This is a genomic window from Modestobacter sp. Leaf380 (assembly GCF_001424485.1).
GTDB lineage: Bacteria > Actinomycetota > Actinomycetes > Mycobacteriales > Geodermatophilaceae > Klenkia.
This window is the reverse complement of record NZ_LMQC01000019.1, coordinates 212,524-229,896: the sequence shown is the minus strand read 5'-3', so window position 1 is coordinate 229,896 and position 17,373 is coordinate 212,524. Positions and strand designations below refer to the sequence as shown.

General features: G+C 74.1%; 19 protein-coding genes. 15 read left to right on the top strand and 4 right to left on the bottom strand.

Annotation, left to right across the window (positions count from 1 at the left end):
* Window positions 1–12 precede the first annotated feature (12 nt).
* Both eis and ASG41_RS13545 read left to right on the top strand, forming a co-directional pair.
* The gene (gene eis, locus ASG41_RS13550; protein ID WP_056296579.1) at window positions 13–1,209 is read left to right on the top strand and encodes an enhanced intracellular survival protein Eis; all 1,197 of its coding nucleotides are present in this window, start codon (window positions 13–15) and stop codon (window positions 1,207–1,209) included.
* 128 nt (window positions 1,210–1,337) lie between these two features.
* Window positions 1,338–2,174 carry an aldo/keto reductase gene (locus ASG41_RS13545; protein WP_056295603.1) on the top strand — a complete coding sequence of 279 codons (837 nt, stop codon included), beginning with the start codon at window positions 1,338–1,340 and terminating at the stop codon, window positions 2,172–2,174.
* 178 nt (window positions 2,175–2,352) lie between these two features.
* On the opposite strand, the gene ASG41_RS13540 is transcribed toward ASG41_RS13545, so the two are convergent.
* Entirely contained in the window at window positions 2,353–3,162 is an 810-nt protein-coding gene (locus ASG41_RS13540) for a DUF3097 domain-containing protein (protein ID WP_056295600.1), read from the bottom strand.
* A gap of 179 nt (window positions 3,163–3,341) precedes the next feature.
* Between ASG41_RS13540 and ASG41_RS13535 the strand changes: the two genes are divergently transcribed.
* From ASG41_RS13535 to mftD, 3 genes are all read left to right on the top strand, one after another.
* Window positions 3,342–4,214 carry a PRC and DUF2382 domain-containing protein gene (locus ASG41_RS13535; RefSeq protein WP_056295597.1) on the top strand — a complete coding sequence of 291 codons (873 nt, stop codon included), beginning with the start codon at window positions 3,342–3,344 and terminating at the stop codon, window positions 4,212–4,214.
* Window positions 4,215–4,403: 189 nt separating this feature from the next.
* Complete coding sequence (locus ASG41_RS25080) at window positions 4,404–4,526, top strand: hypothetical protein (protein WP_255352987.1); 123 nt, start codon at window positions 4,404–4,406, stop codon at window positions 4,524–4,526.
* A 151-nt stretch (window positions 4,527–4,677) separates the two neighbouring features.
* Window positions 4,678–5,874 carry a pre-mycofactocin synthase MftD gene (mftD, locus tag ASG41_RS13530; protein WP_056295593.1) on the top strand — a complete coding sequence of 399 codons (1,197 nt, stop codon included), beginning with the start codon at window positions 4,678–4,680 and terminating at the stop codon, window positions 5,872–5,874.
* A 15-nt stretch (window positions 5,875–5,889) separates the two neighbouring features.
* On the opposite strand, the gene ASG41_RS13525 is transcribed toward mftD, so the two are convergent.
* Entirely contained in the window at window positions 5,890–6,441 is a 552-nt protein-coding gene (locus ASG41_RS13525) for a hypothetical protein (protein WP_056296575.1), read from the bottom strand.
* Window positions 6,442–6,655: 214 nt separating this feature from the next.
* On the opposite strand from ASG41_RS13525, the gene ASG41_RS13520 reads away from it, so the two are divergent.
* The gene (locus ASG41_RS13520) at window positions 6,656–7,129 is read left to right on the top strand and encodes an OsmC family protein (protein ID WP_056295590.1); all 474 of its coding nucleotides are present in this window, start codon (window positions 6,656–6,658) and stop codon (window positions 7,127–7,129) included.
* 58 nt (window positions 7,130–7,187) lie between these two features.
* Here the strand turns inward: ASG41_RS13520 and ASG41_RS13515 are convergent, their stop codons facing one another.
* The gene (locus tag ASG41_RS13515) at window positions 7,188–7,535 is read right to left on the bottom strand and encodes a DoxX family protein (RefSeq protein WP_056295587.1); all 348 of its coding nucleotides are present in this window, start codon (window positions 7,533–7,535) and stop codon (window positions 7,188–7,190) included.
* A gap of 108 nt (window positions 7,536–7,643) precedes the next feature.
* On the opposite strand from ASG41_RS13515, the gene ASG41_RS13510 reads away from it, so the two are divergent.
* The 9 genes from ASG41_RS13510 (at window position 7,644) to ASG41_RS13470 (ending at window position 16,127) form a co-directional block, all read left to right on the top strand.
* On the top strand, window positions 7,644–8,558 hold the full coding sequence (locus ASG41_RS13510) for a MoxR family ATPase (protein ID WP_056295585.1): 915 nt from the start codon (window positions 7,644–7,646) through the stop codon (window positions 8,556–8,558).
* Window positions 8,548–9,684: a VWA domain-containing protein gene (locus ASG41_RS13505; RefSeq protein ID WP_056295581.1), complete on the top strand. Its 1,137-nt coding sequence runs from the start codon at window positions 8,548–8,550 to the stop codon at window positions 9,682–9,684. Before ASG41_RS13510 ends, ASG41_RS13505 begins: the two co-directional genes overlap by 11 nt.
* A gap of 38 nt (window positions 9,685–9,722) precedes the next feature.
* Window positions 9,723–10,844: an XdhC family protein gene (locus ASG41_RS13500; protein ID WP_056295578.1), complete on the top strand. Its 1,122-nt coding sequence runs from the start codon at window positions 9,723–9,725 to the stop codon at window positions 10,842–10,844.
* 11 nt (window positions 10,845–10,855) lie between these two features.
* The gene (locus ASG41_RS13495; protein WP_235564784.1) at window positions 10,856–11,356 is read left to right on the top strand and encodes an MOSC domain-containing protein; all 501 of its coding nucleotides are present in this window, start codon (window positions 10,856–10,858) and stop codon (window positions 11,354–11,356) included.
* Window positions 11,357–11,437: 81 nt separating this feature from the next.
* Entirely contained in the window at window positions 11,438–11,980 is a 543-nt protein-coding gene (locus tag ASG41_RS13490) for a TetR/AcrR family transcriptional regulator C-terminal ligand-binding domain-containing protein (protein WP_056295575.1), read from the top strand.
* 171 nt (window positions 11,981–12,151) lie between these two features.
* Window positions 12,152–13,291: an NDMA-dependent alcohol dehydrogenase gene (locus ASG41_RS13485; protein ID WP_056295572.1), complete on the top strand. Its 1,140-nt coding sequence runs from the start codon at window positions 12,152–12,154 to the stop codon at window positions 13,289–13,291.
* Between the two features lie 109 nt (window positions 13,292–13,400).
* Complete coding sequence (locus tag ASG41_RS24810) at window positions 13,401–15,269, top strand: AAA family ATPase (RefSeq protein WP_157519416.1); 1,869 nt, start codon at window positions 13,401–13,403, stop codon at window positions 15,267–15,269.
* A 139-nt stretch (window positions 15,270–15,408) separates the two neighbouring features.
* Entirely contained in the window at window positions 15,409–15,933 is a 525-nt protein-coding gene (locus ASG41_RS13475; RefSeq protein WP_056295569.1) for a hypothetical protein, read from the top strand.
* Entirely contained in the window at window positions 15,930–16,127 is a 198-nt protein-coding gene (locus tag ASG41_RS13470; protein ID WP_056295566.1) for a carboxypeptidase regulatory-like domain-containing protein, read from the top strand. The genes ASG41_RS13475 and ASG41_RS13470 overlap by 4 nt, the downstream gene beginning before the upstream one ends.
* 418 nt (window positions 16,128–16,545) lie before the next feature.
* Here the strand turns inward: ASG41_RS13470 and ASG41_RS13465 are convergent, their stop codons facing one another.
* The gene (locus ASG41_RS13465) at window positions 16,546–17,319 is read right to left on the bottom strand and encodes an SDR family NAD(P)-dependent oxidoreductase (protein WP_056295563.1); all 774 of its coding nucleotides are present in this window, start codon (window positions 17,317–17,319) and stop codon (window positions 16,546–16,548) included.
* Between the last annotated feature and the right edge of the window lie 54 nt (window positions 17,320–17,373).

Here is a 17,373-nt window from a genome sequence, read left to right as displayed (position 1 = left end):
AGGGTCGACGTCGTGCCCACGACCATCCGCGAGCTGACCGCTGACGACCTCCCCGACGCCTGGGAACTGGGCCGGCTGGCCTTCGGCGGCCCGGCGGAGGCACCGGCCCGGGCCCTGCGGGCCGATCCCGGCGTGCACCGGCTGGGCGCCTTCGACGACGCCGGCCGGCTGCTGGGCAAGGTCACCGACCACGCACTCGAGTCCTGGTGGGGCGGCCGCCGGGTGACCACCGCGGCCGTCAGCGGCGTGGCCGTCGCACCCGAGACCCGCGGTGGCGGGCACGCCCGGCGGCTGCTCACCGAGCTGCTGGTCCGGGCCCGCGACCGGGGGGCCGCGGTCAGCGCGCTGTACCCGACGGTCTCCGCGGTGTACCGGTCGCTGGGCTGGGAGGTCGCCGGCACGCTGACCGCCACCGAGCTGGACACCGCCGCGCTGCCCCGCACCCGCGCCGGGGACGGGCTCGTCGTCCGGCCCGGGGGCGCCGACGACCTGGCCGCCGTCACCGGCCTGTACGAGGAGGTCGCCCGGGACCGGCAGGGCCTGCTGACCCGCCGCGGCGGGTTCTTCGACGCCCCCACCGACACCCCGCTGCCCGAGGGCGTCGACGGGCTCTCGCTGGTGCACGAGGGCGACCGGCTGGTCGGCGCCCTCGTCTTCGGCCGCGGCAAGGGCTACGGGACCGACGCCCGGCTCACCGTGCACGACCTGCTCGCCACCACCCCGGCGGCCGCCCGCGCACTGGTCGGCGTCCTCGCCGGCTGGACGACGGTGACCCGATCGGTGCGGGTCCCGCTGCTGGCCGGTGACGTGTTCTCCACCGTGCTGCCGCTGGAGCGGTCCTCCTGGCCCGGCGGTGAGGGGTCCGCCGTGCCCTGGATGCACCGGCCGGTGGACGTCGTCCGGGCGGTGGCCGACCGCGGTTGGCCCACGCACGTCACCGGTCGGGTCGCCTTCCGGCTCCGGGACGACGTCGCGCCGTGGAACGCCGGGGACTGGCAGCTCGAGGTCGAGGGCGGCTCGGCGACCCTGCGGCGGACCGGCACCGAGCCGGAGCGGTGGCTCGACGTCCGCGGGTTCGCCGTCCTCTACTGCTCGGCGACGTCGGGCCGGGCGCTGGCGCAGACCGGCCTCACCGGGGGCGCCGGGGACCCCGCCGCCCTGGACCTGCTCGCCTCCGGGCCGCGGGCCGAGCTGCGCGACTACTTCTGAGGGTGTTCCCACAGGTCATGTGGGGTTCCTCGCTGGTTGAGCGGCACACCACCGGGTAGGGCGGGAGGGAGCGGCCGCGCCGATGGCGTGTGCCCCACACACCCCGCACCACCACGAGGAGGAGCTCCATGACCGTCCCCACGATCACCCTCAACAACGGCGTCGAGATCCCGCAGCTGGGCTTCGGCACCTACCAGATCGAGCCCGAGAACACCCGCGAGGCCGTCCGCGTGGCCCTCGAGGTCGGCTACCGGCACATCGACACCGCCGAGATGTACGGCAACGAGAAGGAGGTCGGTGAGGGCTTCCGCGACTCCGGGCTCGCCCGCGAGGACGTCTTCCTCACCTCGAAGCTGAACAACGGCTTCCACGCCGAGGCCGACGTCGCCAAGGCCATCGACCAGTCGCTGGCCGACCTGCAGGTCGAGCAGCTGGACCTGTTCCTCATCCACTGGCCGCTGCCGGGCATCGACATCGACTTCGTCGAGACCTGGAAGGCCATGGAGCAGCTGTACCGCGACGGCAAGGCCCGCGCGATCGGCGTCTCCAACTTCCAGACCAACCACCTCAACCGGCTGCGCGACCAGGCCGACATCACCCCCGCGGTGAACCAGATCGAGGTGCACCCCTACCTGGCCCAGGACGAGCTGCGCGCCTACAACGCCGAGCGCGGCATCCTCACCGAGGCCTGGTCGCCCATCGCGCAGGGCAAGGTCCTCGACGACCCGGCGATCGTCCGCGTCGCCGAGCGCGTGCACCGCACCCCGGCCCAGGTCACCCTGCGCTGGGCGGTCCAGCGCGGCGACATCGTCTTCCCCAAGTCGGTCACCCGCAGCCGCGTCGAGGAGAACTTCGCGCTCTTCGACTTCGAGCTGTCCCAGGACGACATGACGGCGATCTCGGCCCTGGACCGCAACGAGCGCACCGGCCCCGACCCGGACACGTTCAACATGATCCCCAGCTGACACCGCACGCCCAGAGGGCCCGCTCCCCGCACGGGGGGCGGGCCCTCCGTCGTCCCCGGCCCGCCTCCCGCCGGCGGTGATCATGGGCTTCGTGCACGGTGACACGCCGGGGCCGGCGTGTCGTCGTGCACCAACCCCATGATCACGGCCGGGGGTGGCCGGGAGGTGGCCGAGAGGGTCAGTCGGTGGTGACGAAGTCGATGAGCTCCTCGACGCGGCCGATGAGCTCGGGCTCCAGGTCGGTCCAGGTCTGCACGCGGGCGAGGATGCGCTGCGCCCAGACGTAGCCGGTGTCGTCCTCCCAGCCCAGCCGGCGGCAGACGCCGGTCTTCCAGTCCTCGCCCCGGGGCACCGTCGGCCAGGCCGTGATGCCGACGACGGAGGGCTTGACCGCCTGCCAGATGTCGATGAACGGGTGCCCGACGACCAGGGCGTGCGCGCCGGTGACCTGCCCGGCGATGCGGGACTCCTTGGACCCGGTCACCAGGTGGTCGACCAGCACGCCGAGCCGTCGTCCCGACGCCGGGCGGAACTCCCGGACGATCGCCGGGAGGTCGTCGACGCCGTGCAGCGGTTCGACGACGACGCCCTCGATGCGCAGGTCGTGGCCCCACACCTTCTCCACCAGCTCGGCGTCGTGCTTGCCCTCGACGTACACGCGGCCCTCGCGGGCGACCCGGGCCCGCGCACCGGCGACGTACGTGGAGCCCGACGCGCTGCGGAAGGGGCCGGCCGGGCCCTGCTGCTTCGGGCGCACCAGCACCACCGGGCGGCCCTCGACCCAGAAGCCGGGACCCAGCGGGTAGCCCTTCACCCGGCCGAAGCGGTCCTCGAGGTGGACGACGTCCTTCTCGCAGCGGACGACGGCGCCGACGAAGCCCGAGCTCGGGTCCTCCACGACGAGGTCCTTGTCCGCCTCGACCTGCGGGAGCGGCTTCTTCTGCGTCCGGGGGTGCACGAGCGAGTCGTACGGGGAGCGGGGAGGCACCGACCGAGTCTGCGCACGACCCCCGCGGGGCCGCGGGAACGACACGCCCGGACGGTGTTTAGACAGTTCGAGTTCCGCGATCCTGTTTCCACCTCCGGCTCGGCGGGGCACCTGGGGGTCACGACTTCGCACCACCCCTGCACGACCACAGACCGCCCCGAGCTGAGGAGCACACCACCGTGATCACCACCGAGAGCATCGACCGGGTCATCGGCAGCGACGTCTACGACGCCGACGGCGACAAGATCGGCACCGCCAACGAGGTCTTCCTCGACGACCAGTCCGGCAACCCCGAGTGGGTCACCGTGAAGACCGGCCTCTTCGGCACCAAGTCCACCTTCGTGCCCCTGCGCGACGCCGACCTCACCGGCGAGGGCCTGCGGGTCCCGGTGTCCAAGGCCGCCGTCAAGGACGCCCCCAAGGTGGACGCCGACCAGCACCTCTCCCCGCAGGAGGAGCAGGAGCTGTACCGGCACTACGGCTTCGAGGGCAACAGCGTCTCCGGCCAGGACACCCTGACGGGCCGCGACACCACCACGACCGCCGAGACCACCACCACCGGCCAGGCTGCCGCCGGCCCCGCCGCCGGGGGCGTGGGCCGCACGGGTGACCGGGACGCCACGCTGACCGGTCAGCACAGCGCCGACACCCGCGACGACGACTCCCGCGGCACCGTCGGGCGGGACACCTCCGGCCCCACGACGGACGACGCGATGACCCGCTCCGAGGAGGTCGTCACCGAGAACGTGACCCGCACCGTGCCGGTCTCCCACGAGGAGGTCCGCATCGAGCGCGAGCCGATCACCGACGCCAACCGCGGCGACGCCCTCGACGGCCCCGCGCTGTCGGAGGAGGAGCACGAGGTCACGCTGCACGCCGAGCGCCCGGTCGTGGAGAAGGAGACCGTGCCGGTCGAGCGGGTCCGCCTGGACACCCAGACCGTCACCGAGCAGCAGACGGTGAACGAGACCGTCGCGCACGAGGAGATCGAGCAGGTCGAGGGCGACACGACCCGCGGCACCGGCGTCACCGGGCGCGACACCACCCGCTGACCCACCCCCCGCACCACCCGCCGGCGCCCGTCCCGACCTCGTGTCGGGGCGGGCGCCGGCGTCAGCAGGGTCACCGGCCCCCGGCCTCGTGGTCTGCGGGCGTACCGTCCGCACTCCAACCGCAGGTGCACCCCGCCGACGGACCGCGCTCCGCGACCCCCGCCGGTGCGCCGGCGGTGAGGAGTCCCCATGGCAGGCAAGAACAAGGGCGGCCGCGAGGCCAAGAAGCCCAAGGCCGCGAAGGCCAAGACCAACGCCTCGGCACCGAGCACGAAGGCCACGGTCGACGCCATCTCGCAGAAGGGCCGCTGACCCCCGGCCCCCGGCCTGGCCTGCGCCGGGACGGGGGCCGGTCCGCGGACGCGGGAGGACGGTCCGCCCGAGGGGTGGTGGCACTGAGTGTCACAGGGCATCCTGAGACCCACAGCACAGCGGCACCGCAGCCGCTCGAGGAGGACACCCCATGGCCAACCAGTGGTTCGAGACCGTCGCCGAGGCCCAGCGCCGGGCCAAGAAGCGCCTGCCCGCCTCGGTCTACGGCGCGCTCATCGCCGGCTCCGAGCGCGGCACCACCGTCGAGGACAACACCCTCGCCTACTCCGAGCTGGGCTTCGCCCCGCACGTGGCCGGCCTGCAGGGCGAGCGTGACCTGACCACCTCGGTCATGGGCCAGCCGCTGTCGATGCCGGTGATGATCAGCCCCACCGGCGTACAGGCCGTGCACCCCGACGGCGAGGTCGCCGTCGCCCGTGCCGCCGCGGCCCGCGGGATCACCATGGGCCTGAGCTCCTTCGCCTCCAAGTCCGTCGAGGAGGTCGCCGCGGCCAGCCCGCAGACCTTCTTCCAGATGTACTGGGTCGGGTCCCGGGACGTGCTGGTGCAGCGGATGGAGCGCGCCCGCGCCGCCGGCTGCGTCGGGCTGATCATGACCCTGGACTGGTCGTTCTCCATGGGCCGGGACTGGGGCAGCCCCTCGATCCCGGAGAAGATCGACCTGAAGACGGCGGTCAAGTTCGCCCCCGAGGTGCTGCTCCGGCCGCAGTGGCTCTACACCTTCGCCAAGACCGGCAGGATCCCGGACCTGAAGACCCCGAACCTGGCCCCGCCCGGCGGCGGCGAGGCCCCCACGTTCTTCGGCGCCTACGGCGAGTGGATGGGCACCCCCCTCCCCACCTGGGACGACGTCCAGTGGTTGCGGGAGCAGTGGGGCGGCCCGTTCATGCTCAAGGGCGTCATGCGCGTGGACGACGCGCACCGCGCCGTCGACGCCGGGGTCACCGCGATCTCGGTGTCCAACCACGGCGGCAACAACCTCGACGGCACCCCGGCCTCGATCCGGGCGCTGCCGGCGATCGCCAAGGCCGTCGGCGACCAGGTCGAGGTCGTCACCGACGGCGGGATCCGCCGCGGCTCCGACGTGGTCAAGGCCCTCGCCCTGGGCGCCAAGGCCGCGATGATCGGCCGCGGCTACCTGTGGGGCCTGGCGGCCAACGGGCAGGCCGGGGTGGAGAACGTGCTGGACATCCTGCGCAGCGGCATCGACTCGGCCGTGCTCGGCCTGGGCCACCGCGACGTCAAGGACCTCCGCCCGCAGGACGTCGTCGTCCCGGCGAACTGGCCGCGGGTGCTGGGCACCCCGGACCAGGCGCACGTGGTCTGACCTCCCGGCGCGTCCTCAGGCCGGCTGGCGGAGCAGGTCCACCCGCCAGTCGGCCTCGGGGTGTCGGCCCCCGCGCCACCAGGGCCGGACCAGCTCCAGCCGGCTGAGTGCGCCGGCGCGGTCGGCCCACAGCAGCGCCAGGTGGTTGCCGGCCGGGGGTGCGCCCTCCAGCACCAGCTGCGTCTGCCGGGTGGGGGACTGGTCGTAGTAGGCCTGCAGGGCCCGGGTGTCCCCCGGGGGCAGCTCGCCGTCCTCGGAGTGCCACACGCGCAGCACGTCGGTGTCGGTGGTGACGATCAGCCCGGACATCGGCAGCCCCAGGCTCTCGGCCCCGCTGTCCCCGACGTCGAAGGTGAGCTGCTCGCCCACCGACGCCGCCCACGGCCGCAGCTGCTCCATGGCGTGCCGCCGGACCAGCTGCCGGTCCAGGTGCGGGTCCGCCGAGGGCTGCCAGCCGTGCTGCCGGTGGATCTGGTGGCTCACCGCCACCCCGGCCGCCAGCGCCTCGTGCACCGCGAGCAGCAGTGGGCGCAGTCGGGAGAGCACGGCTTCCGGGGACACCTCCACGCCGCGCAGTCTGCCCCGGAGCACCGACAGTCCGGTCGGCGCTCCGATGTGCACCATCTCGATCGGAGTGGTGGGGTTGGTCCACCCGCTCGGTGGTGGGCCCGCTGCCCACGCCGACCGTCGCTGGTCGCGGTGGTCACCGTCACCCCGACCGGTGGACCAGCCCGACCCGAACACCGGGACAGACCCGTCCCGCCCACCCGAGGAGAACCGCATGGCCACCCGGCCCAAGTCGTCCGTCGTCCCGTTCACCCACCACGCCGAGGGCACCGGCGTCGCGCAGCGCGTCACGGTCGGCGGGGACGCCGGCCACGTCGTCGACGTCGACACCTACCCCGCGTTCGGCGGCCAGGACGCCTCCCCGAGCCCGCTGTCCTACCTGCTGGCGGCCCTGAGCTCCTGCAACCAGGTCACCGCCTCGATCGTGGCTGCGGAGCTGGGCATCACCACCGGCGCCTGGACCTTCGACGTGCAGGGCGACCTGGACACCGCCGTCATGGTCACCGGGGCCGAGGGCAACGCGAACTTCGACGCGGTCACCGTGCGGGCCACCGTCGAGACCGACGCCGACGCCGAGACCTTCGCCCGGTTCCAGGCCGAGACCGAGCGTCGCTGCCCGGTCACCCAGATGTTCCAGCGTTCGGGCCTGGAGTACTCCAGCGACTGGACCAACGCCCCGCTGGGCTGATCCAGGACGACGAGAGGCCCAGGACCGCGACGGTCCTGGGCCTCTCGTACGTGCCGGGTCAGGCGGTGAGCACCCGCAGGACCAGGGCGACGACGGCGAGGACCATCAGCCCGGCCGCGGGCCCGAACTGCCTGTCGTGGACGCGCAGGTGTGCGACGACGGCGCCCACGAAGTAGAGGACGACGCCCCCGGCGGCGGCGATGCCCAGCGGTGCCCAGGCCAGACCGACCAGCAGGCCGAGCGCGCCGGCGATCTCCAGCGCGGCCAGGACGGGGATCCGCCCGGCCGGCACGCCGACGCCGAGGACCGCCTGGGTGGCACCCGGGTTCTTGGTGAGCTTGCCCGCGGCGGAGGCGAGCAGGGCGAGGGACAGCAGGACGCTGACCGCGACGGTGGCGATGAACACGGGTGCTCCGATTGTGCTAGTGACTTCGATGAGACGAGCGACGCTAGCAGTCCCGGTGTGCAACCACGCTGCAACGCGCGCTGCTGGGCGAGGTGGGAGAGTGGGCCGGTGAGCCAGCCCACAGCGACCCCCCGTCCGGCCGAGGTGCTCCCGGCCGACCCGAAGGCCCTGGCCGTCGCCCTGGAGGCCACCGGCTACCTGCCCGACGAGGGCCTGACGACGGCGGCCTACCTCGCCCTGGCGATGGGCCGGCCGCTGTTCCTGGAGGGCGAGGCCGGGGTCGGCAAGACCGCGCTGGCCCATGCGCTGGCCGAGGTCACCGGCCGGCCGATGTACCGGCTGCAGTGCTACGAGGGCCTGGAGGCCAGCCAGGCGCTCTACGACTGGGACTTCGGCCGCCAGCTGCTGCACCTGCGCGCCGCCGAGGCTGCCGGTTCCGGGGCCGACACCGCCACGCTCGAGGCCGGCCTCTACGACCGTCGCTTCCTGCTGGCCCGGCCGCTGCTGCAGGCCCTGGAGGACGCGCCCTCGGTGCTGCTGGTCGACGAGATCGACCGTGCCGACGACGAGTTCGAGGCCTTCCTGCTCGAGCTGCTCAGCGACTTCACCATCTCCATCCCCGAGCTCGGCACCATCCGGGCCACCACCCCGCCGCTGGTGGTGCTCACCTCCAACCGCACCCGCGAGGTGCACGACGCCCTCAAGCGCCGCTGCCTCTACCACTGGCTGGAGCACCCCGACTTCGAGCGCGAGGTCGCCATCCTGCGCCAGCGGCTGCCCCAGGTCACCGAGGACCTCGCCCGCCAGGTCGCCCGCGCGACGGCGAAGCTGCGCAGCCTGGACCTGCTCAAGCCCCCCGGCATCGCCGAGGCCATGGACTGGGCGACCGCGCTGCACACCCTGGGCGCCCGCGAGCTGGACCCCGAGACCGCTGCGCGCACCCTGGGCGCGGTCCTCAAGTACCGCGAGGACACCGACCGGGTGCACGCGCTGACCCGGGGAGCCCTCTTCGGTGGCGGCTGAAGCCACCGCACCTCCCCGGCAACGGGACGTCGTCGACGTCGTCCTGGGGTTCGCGCGCACGCTGCGGCACGCCGGGGTCGGGGCGTCCCCGGACCGGGTCGAGGCGATGCTGACCGCGGTCGCGCACCTGCGGGTGCTGGACCCGACCGACGTCTACTGGTCGGGCCGGCTGACGCTGTGCGCGAGCCCGGACGACCTGGACCGCTACGACGCCGCCTTCGCCGCCTACTTCGCCGGTGAGGCGCCGCGGCGCCCGCAGTCCTCGGCGCAGCAGGAGCAGCGGATGGCCGAGTCGGCGCCGCTGTCGGCGTCCGACGAGGGTGCCGGTGAGGACTCCGAGGAGGCGCCGGACCTGAAGGCCGCGGCGAGCGAGTCCGAGGTGCTGCGCCACCGGGACGTCTCCGAGCTGTCCATCGCCGAGCGGGACCAGCTGCGCAGGCTGTTCGCGCTGCTGGTGCCCGCCGCGCCGATGCGGCCCTCCCGGCGTCGCCGTCCCGACCTGCACGGCCAGGTGCACATGGCGCGCACCATCCGGCACGCGCTGCGCGACGGCGGGGAGATCACCTCGCTGGCCCGTCGCCGTGCCCGGCCGCGGCCGCGCCGGGTGGTGCTGCTGGTCGACGTCTCGGGGTCGATGAGCCCCTATGCCGACGCGCTGCTGCGCTTCGCGCACGCCGCCGTCCGCGCCCGGCCGGCGTCCACCGAGGTGTTCACCATCGGCACTCGGCTCACCCGGGTCACCCGGGAGATGCGGCTGCGCGACCCGGACAAGGCGCTGGCCGCCAGCGGGCACGCCATCCCCGACTGGTCCGGCGGCACCCGGATCGGCGAGGTGCTCAAGGCCTTCCTGGACCGCTGGGGCCAGCGCGGCACGGCCCGCGGCGCCGTCGTCGTGGTGTGCAGCGACGGCTGGGAGCGCGGCGGGACCGAGCTGCTGGGCGAGCAGATGACCCGGCTGCACCGGCTGGCGCACAGCGTCGTGTGGGTCAACCCGCACAAGGGCCGGGTCGGCTACCAGCCGCTCACCGGCGGCATGCAGGCCGCGCTCCCGGCCGTCGACCACTTCGTCGCCGGCCACAGCCTGGCGGCGTTCGAGCAGCTCGCGGGAGTGATCGAGCGTGCCTGAGTGTTGCCCACCACACGACCCCTCGGAGGAGACGACCCATGCGTGATGTCCTGGACGACCTGGTCGGCTGGTGGCAGGCGGGGGAGACCGTCGGCGTGGGCACGGTGGTCGCCACCTGGCGGTCGGCCCCACGCCCGGCCGGCGCCTCGATGCTGGTGGGCCCCGACGGCACCGCGGTGGGCAGCGTGTCCGGCGGCTGCGTCGAGGGCGCGGTCTACGAGGAGGCCAAGGACGTCGTGGCGTCGGGCGCCCCGACCCTGGAGCGCTACGGCGTCAGCGACGACGACGCCTTCGCCGTCGGGCTGACCTGCGGCGGGATCCTCGACGTCTACGTCGAGTCCATCTCCCGGGAGTCCTTCCCGGAGCTGGGTGAGGTCGCCGAGTCGGTGGGCCGGCACGAGCCGGTCGCCGTCGTCACGGTGGTCAAGGGCGCCGACGACCGGCTGGGCAACCGGCTGGTGGTCTGGAACGACCGCACCTCGGGCACGCTGGGCTCCCAGCGCCTGGACGACGCCGTGGCCGCCGACACCCGCGGCATGCTGGCCGCCGGCCGGACCACCACGCTGGACTTCGGGCACGACGGCGAGCGCCGCGGGGACGACCTGACGCTGTTCGTCTCCTCGTTCGCACCGCCGGCCCGGATGGTCGTCTTCGGCGCCATCGACTTCGCGGCCGCCGTGGCCCGGGTGGGGGCGTTCCTGGGTTACCGGGTCACCGTCTGCGACGCCCGGCCCGTGTTCGCCACCGCCCGCCGGTTCCCCGACGCCCACGAGGTCGTCGTGGAGTGGCCGCACAGCTACCTGCAGACCGAGGTCGACGCCGGGCGCATCGACGAGCGCACCGTGCTCTGCGTGCTCACCCACGACCCGAAGTTCGACGTCCCGCTGCTGGAGGTCGCTCTGGACCTCGACGTCGCCTACGTGGGTGCGATGGGCTCGCGGCGCACCCACGACGAGCGGCTGGACCGGCTGCGCGAGGCGGGCTTGACCGACGAGCAGCTCGGCCGGCTGTCCTCGCCGATCGGCCTGGACCTGGGTGCCCGCACGCCGGAGGAGACCGCCATCTCGATCGCGGCGGAGATCATCGCCGGGCGCTGGGGTGGGTCGGGGGAGCGGCTGACCGGCGCGGAGGGCCCGATCCACGCGACCGCCGACCGCTGACCGGGGTCGCCGTGCAGGTCGAGGTCGTGGCGCTGGTGGCGTCCCCGGGGCACCGGTACGACGGTCGCCCCGGGACGACGACGCCCGAGCAGGCCGAGGACCGGCGCACCGAGCTGGAGGTCCGGGCCGGGTACGGCGTCGTGGGTGACCGGTACGCCGGGCGGCCCGCGCACCGGGACGCCTCGGTCACCGTCGTCTCGGCCGACGCGCTGGACGCCCTCGCCGCCGAGCTGGGGGTCCCGCCCTTCGACCCGGTGCTGGCCCGGCGCAACGTGGTGCTGCGCGGGGTGGACGTCGACGCGCTGCGGGGGAGGGAGTTCAGCCTGGACTGCGGGCTGGGCGTGGTCCGGCTGGTCGGCGGGCGGGCGGCGAACCCGTGCCGGTGGATGGACGTCGTGCTGGCACCGGGTGCGCACCGCGGGATGCGCGGGCGCGGCGGTGTGCGGTGCCGGCCGGAGTCGACCGGGACGATCCGGCTGGGCCCCGCCGAGTTGTGCGCCACGCCGGTCTGAGGTCCGGACGGTGAGTTGCGGATCCGGTACGTTCCGGCACCACACGGGCCGAGTAGCGAGCCCGGGAACGGAGACCCGCTCATGACCTCCCGTGCGCCCGACCCCCTCCGTGCCGCCGCCGTGCGGCTGGCGGCCGAGGAGGGCTGGTCCGTCGTGACCCCCGGGCTCCTCGCCAGCCGCGCCGGGGTGACCCCCGACGTGGTCCTGGGCCGGTGGCCGGCTCGCAGCGCGCTCGCGGTGGAGGTCGTCGCGACCGCGCACCTGCTGCCCGCCCCCGCCGACCGGGGCTCCCTCCGGGCGGACCTCGTCGCCGTCGCCGAGGGCCTGGGCCGGCCGTTGAGCGCCACCGAGGAGGCGGTCGCCGCGCTGCTGGGGGACCGCCACTGCTCTCCCGAGCTCACCGCCGCCCTCGACCGCGCCCTGCAGGCGCTCCTCGGCGAGCTGGCCGCCCGCGCCCTGGCCCGCGACGAGCCCGTCCGGTTGACCGCGCCGGCCTCGCGGGCGCTGCGCGCCCTGCTGGCCCACCGGCTGGCGACCGGCCCGCTGCCGGCCGCCTGCACCGAGCACCTCGCCGACGAGGTGCTGCTGCCGGCCCTGCTGGGCCCCCGGCTCGCCCGCGTCTGAGCCGGGCTGCGCGGGCACCCCCGACCGGGGGTGGCCGGGCTCACATGCGCGGGACACGATGGCTGGGCGCCCCGCTCCCGGCCATCGCGGCCCAGCATCTGCGACAGTCGGGTGACGGTGGGGCGTTCCGCCGTAGCAGTCCTCCGGGGGCTGCGCACACCTGGAGGGTCGATGAAGACCAGAGCAGCCGTGCTGAAGCAGACCGGGACCCCGTTCGAGATCGTCGAACTGGAACTGGACGAGCCCAAGGCCAACGAGGTGCTCATCCGCTTCGTCGCCGCAGGTCTGTGCCACTCCGACGAGCACCTGCGGCACGGCGACATCGTGCCGCGCTTCCCCATCGTCGGCGGCCACGAGGGTGCCGGCGTCATCGAGGCGGTGGGCCCCGGCGTCAGCCGGCTCGCCGTCGGCGACCACGTCATCTGCTCGTTCCTGCCGGTCTGCGGGCACTGCCGCTGGTGCTCCACCGGCAAGTCGAACCTCTGCGACATGGGCGCGACGATCCTCGACGGCTGCCTCACCGACGGCACCTACCGCTTCCACGGCGAGGGCGGTGAGGACTTCGGCGGCATGTGCATGCTCGGCACGTTCTCCGAGCGGGCCGTCATCAGCGAGAACTCCGCGGTCAAGGTGGACAAGGACCTGCCCCTGGAGAAGGTCGTGCTCATCGGCTGCGGCGTCCCCACCGGCTGGGGGTCGGCCGTGCACGCCGCCGCCACCGAGGCCGGCGACACCATCGCGATCTACGGCATCGGCGGCATCGGCATCAACTCGGTGCAGGGCGCGTCCCTGGCCGGGGCCCGCAACGTGGTGGCCATCGACCCGCTGGCCAACAAGCGGGAGGCCGCCGAGCAGATGGGCGCCACGCACACCTGCGAGACCGCCGAGGAGGCCCACGAGCTCATCCAGCAGCTCACCAACGGCCTCGGCGCGGACAAGGCGATCATCACCGTCGGCGTCGTCGACTCCGCCGTGGTGAGCAACGCGGTGAACACCATCCGCAAGGGCGGCACCGTCGTCATCACCGGGCTGGCCGACCCGACCAAGAACAACATCGAGCTCAACAGCGCGGCCCTCACCCTGTTCGAGAAGACCGTCAAGGGCAGCCTGTTCGGCTCCGGTGACCCCTTCCACGACATCCCGAAGATGGTCGAGCTCTACCAGTCCGGCGACCTCAAGCTCGACGAGCTGATCACCACCTACTACACGCTCGACGAGGTCAACCAGGGCTACGACGACCTGGTGAACGGCAAGAACATCCGTGGTGTGATCCGGTTCGACACGGCACCGCTCGAGGGCGCCAGCGCCTGAGACCCAGCACCAGCCGTGGCCGTACCCCTGCGGGGGTGCGGCCACGGTCGCCGTCCGGCCCCCTCTGACCTGGAGCGACGTGACCGACCTCGACACACCCCCCGCCCCCGTGAGCGCCGTCATCGGGCTCCGCAAGGAACGGGAGGTCCTGACCGTCGCCCTGCAGACCAACCGGCACGTCGTGCTGGAGGGCCCGCCCGGCACTGGGAAGTCCACCCTGCTGCGCTCCATCGCCGCCGACGTCGGCACCGAGGTGGTCTTCGTCGAGGGCAACGCCGAGCTGACCCCGGCCCGGCTGGTCGGCCAGTACGACCCGGCCGCGGTGATGACCGACGGCTACGTGCCCTCCAGCTTCACCGACGGTCCGCTGCTGACGGCGATGCGCGGCTCGGGCCTGCTCTACCTGGAGGAGCTCAACCGGATCCCGGAGGAGACCCTCAACGTCCTGATCACCGTCCTCACCGAGGGCGAGATCGCGGTCCCGCGGCTGGGCCGGGTGCGCGCAGCCGCCGGGTTCCGGCTGATCGCCGCGATGAACCCCTTCGACGCGATCGGCACCGCCCGGGTCGGGCAGGCCATCGCCGACCGGATGTGCCGGGTCGTGCTGGGCTACCAGGACGCCGCGGCCGAACGGGCGATCGTCGCCCAGGTGACCGGCGCCGACCCCTCGCCGATCGGCCTCAGCGTGCGGATGGTGCGGGCCACCCGGGACCACCGCGACCTGCGGATGGGCTCCTCGGTGCGCGGGGCGATCGACCTGGTGCTGCTGCTGGGCGGCCTGCTGCGGGTCCGCGGCGGCTACGGCCTGAGCGCCGAGGGCGCCCGCGAGACCGCCCGGGACGCCGCGCACGCCGCCCTGTCGGGCCGGATCAAGGTCGTCGACGGCGTCGAGCGGACACCGGAGTCGGTGATCGACGACATCCTGGACGACGTCTGGCCCGAGGACGCGCCACCACCGGACGAGTCCTCGGACCCGGACTCCCCCGACCAGGACGAGCAGGGTGGGGCAGACCCAAAAGGGGGTGGCCCGCAGGCTGAGCAGCCTGCGGGCCCGGAGTCGGCCAGCTCCCTGCGGCGCGACCGCAAGGGCGGCTCCCAGTCCCGCCGGCAGAACGGCCGGCGGGAGATGCAGGCCAAGCACGAGTCCTTCGACGACGTCAGCCCCGAGGTGGGCGAGCTCGACGAGGAGGCCTTCGCCCAGCTGATGGCCGAGGACCCCGACGCCGCGGCCGCGATGCTCGCCGACATGGCGCTGGCCACCGACCGCGAGCTGCGGGCGGCGGCCAAGCGGCTGGCCTGCCGGGTCTTCATCCAGGTCGGCCGGGTCGGGACGACGCGCTCGCGCGGCACCCGCCGGCTGGCGCACAACCGCCGCTCGGACGGCGACCTGGACCTGGACCGCACGCTGGACCGCTGGACCGGTCAGTGGCCCCCGGCGACCGAGGACCTGGTCACCCGGACCTGGACCGGCCACCGGCGCGCGGTCTGCCTGGTCGTGGACAGCTCCGGGTCGATGAACGGCCTGGGCGTCGCCATCGCCGCCGTCGCCGCGGCCGGGGTGGTGCTGGCCTCGGACGAGAAGCTGGAGACCAGCGTCATCACCTTCGCCTCCGACGTCACCCAGCTGCAGCGGCTGGGCCAGCGCCGCTCGGCCGAGGACCTCGTCGGGCAGCTGGTCAGCCTGCGCGGGCACGGCATGACCGACCTCGCCGGGGCCCTCAAGGCCGCCCGCACCGAGCTGCTGCCCGCGGTCGCCGACGAGCGCGTCGTCGTCCTGCTGTCGGACTGCCTGCACACCACCGGCGCCCCGCCGGAGACCGCACTGGGCGGCATCGACCGGCTGCACGTGCTGTGCCCGCTGCCCACCGATGAGGCCGAGACCGCGGCCCGGGCGCTCGCCGCGCGCGGCGCCGGACGGGCCGAGATGGTGCGGACGCTGCTGGACATCGGGCCGGCGCTGACGCGGCTGCTGGGCTGAGCCCCTCCCGCCGGCCGAGATCGCACATCGGCAACGCCGACACCCCGCGCGCCGGCGCGTCGCCGTTGCCGTCCTGCCAGCTCGGTCACGGGACCGGCGCGCGTGGCTCGAGCGCCCGCGGGGATGCCAGGCTGGGGCGGTGGATGCACCCGGTGGACCCGCCTCCCCGTCCGGTGGCCGCGAGGCCGAGCGGGATGCCGCGAAGGCCGCCGTCACGGAGCGGGTGGGGGTGCAGCTCGCCGTCGTCCAGGTGGCCCGGCTGCTGGCGGCCCCTGCGGAGCTGGCCGTGCCCCTCGTCCGCCGGGCCCGCGGGCAGTCCGGCGTCGCCCTCATGCCCGGCGTGGCCGCCCAGGGGAACGCCGTCCTCGCCGGTGTCGTTATGCACGCCCTGAGGAGCCGGGGTCGGTTCCCGGGGCGGGGGCCGCTGGTGTACGGGGGCGTGGTGGCGTGTGCGTTGGCACCCCTCGTCGCCCTGCGGTTCCCCTGGACCGTCGCCGAGCAGCGGTCAGCGCTGTGGGGAGTCGCCGTGCAGGGCCTCATGACGGTGCCCGTCTCGCTGGGCATCGCCGTCGTCGTGATCAGGACCAGCCGCGCTGCGAGCAGGGAACACGCCTCGTCGACGGCGGCCGCCGGGGCCGTCGCGGGTACGTCGCCCGACGCGTGAACGTGGTCGCCGGCACCGACGTCGAGGGCCCGGTCCCCGAGTTCGCTGCGGTCACCGACGGTCGAGGTCGGTTCTCCTACCCCCTCCCGCCCGGCACCTACGAGGTGACGGCCACGTGCGACAGCGGCAGCGGATCGACCACGGCCACCCTGCGTGCGGGGAGCGTCACCGCCCTGGACCTCGTCGTGGAGTGACCTCGTTCCCGCAGGCGTCCGGGGTCGGTGGCGGTCGTACCCGTGCAGCCACCGTGTCAGTGCGTCGCGCCGGCTGCTCCTGGGGGGTGGTGGCCGTGGGCGTGGCCCAGCCGTCAGTCGTGTGCGGTGGGAGCGTCCGACCCCGCCATCGGTCTGTGGCCGGCATGCCATGGCGCGCTCGGGAGGCGCGCCCCCACCTGACGACGTTGCTGCAGGTCGGGGGCCTTCCTGCGCCACGGCCGCGGAGACCTGTTGGACCACCGACCCCGATGTCCGGTCCTGCAGATCTCGTCCCACGACTCGTCCCGAAACCGGCGTCGCCCGCCGGCAGCACCGCGGCAGATCGGTTGGCGCCGGCCCGGCTGGCCCTGGGTGGTGGCTCCGTCACTCGGCCACAGATCCGGCTCGGGCCGGAGGCTTAGCCGACGGTCTGGCCGCCGTCGACGACGAGGGTGTGGCCGACGGTGAAGGCGCCGAGGTCGGAGGACAGCCACAGCACGGCCGAGGCGATCTCCTCGGGGCGGCCCATCCGGCCGATCGGCTCCTGGCTGACGATGTGGGCGTAGCCCTCGTCGGTGCCACCGGACACCCGACCCATCATCGGGGTGTCGATCATCCCGGGGGCGACCACGTTGACCCGGATCCCGTCGGTGACGACCTCCAGGGCCACGGACTTGCTCATCCCGATCACGCCCCACTTGGCGGCGGCGTAGGCGGCCTGGCCGGGGATGCCGATGACGCCGGCGCCGGAGGAGGTGTTCACGATCGACCCGCCGCCTGCGGCCTTCAGGAGCGGGATCTGGTGCTTCATGCAGTGGTAGACCCCGGTGAGGTCGACGGCGATGAGTCGCGTCCAGTCCGTCGTGGGCAGTTCGGCGAGCGGGGTCCGGGACTGCTCGACGCCGGCGTTGTTGAAGGCGAGGTCGAGGCGGCCGAAGGTCTGCACCGTCTGCTGCAGGGCGGCCTGCACGTCGGCCTCGACCGTCACGTCGAGGGTCAGGGCCAGGGCTTGCCCACCGCCCGCGGTGATCAGGTCGGCGGTCTCGGTGATGCCGCTGTCGGCCGGTCCTGCGACCGCGACCCGGGCTCCCTCGGCGGCGAAGGCCAGGGCCGTGGCCCGACCGATGCCGGTGCCCGCGCCGGTGACGAAAGCGACCTTGTCGGTGAAACGCTGCGCTGCTGACTCGGACACGGTGTCCTCTTCCTGGGTGGGGGGCGGCTGGGTGCAGCCGTTGCTGGGGTCTGA

Coding starts and splice junctions, on each gene's coding strand:
- ASG41_RS13500 (WP_056295578.1), top strand. CDS start 9,723: ATGCGTGATGTCCTGGACGACCTGGTCGGCTGGTGGCAGGCGGGGGAG.
- ASG41_RS13485 (WP_056295572.1), top strand. CDS start 12,152: ATGAAGACCAGAGCAGCCGTGCTGAAGCAGACCGGGACCCCGTTCGAG.
- ASG41_RS25080 (WP_255352987.1), top strand. CDS start 4,404: ATGGCAGGCAAGAACAAGGGCGGCCGCGAGGCCAAGAAGCCCAAGGCC.
- ASG41_RS13545 (WP_056295603.1), top strand. CDS start 1,338: ATGACCGTCCCCACGATCACCCTCAACAACGGCGTCGAGATCCCGCAG.
- mftD (WP_056295593.1), top strand. CDS start 4,678: ATGGCCAACCAGTGGTTCGAGACCGTCGCCGAGGCCCAGCGCCGGGCC.
- ASG41_RS13520 (WP_056295590.1), top strand. CDS start 6,656: ATGGCCACCCGGCCCAAGTCGTCCGTCGTCCCGTTCACCCACCACGCC.
- ASG41_RS13490 (WP_056295575.1), top strand. CDS start 11,438: ATGACCTCCCGTGCGCCCGACCCCCTCCGTGCCGCCGCCGTGCGGCTG.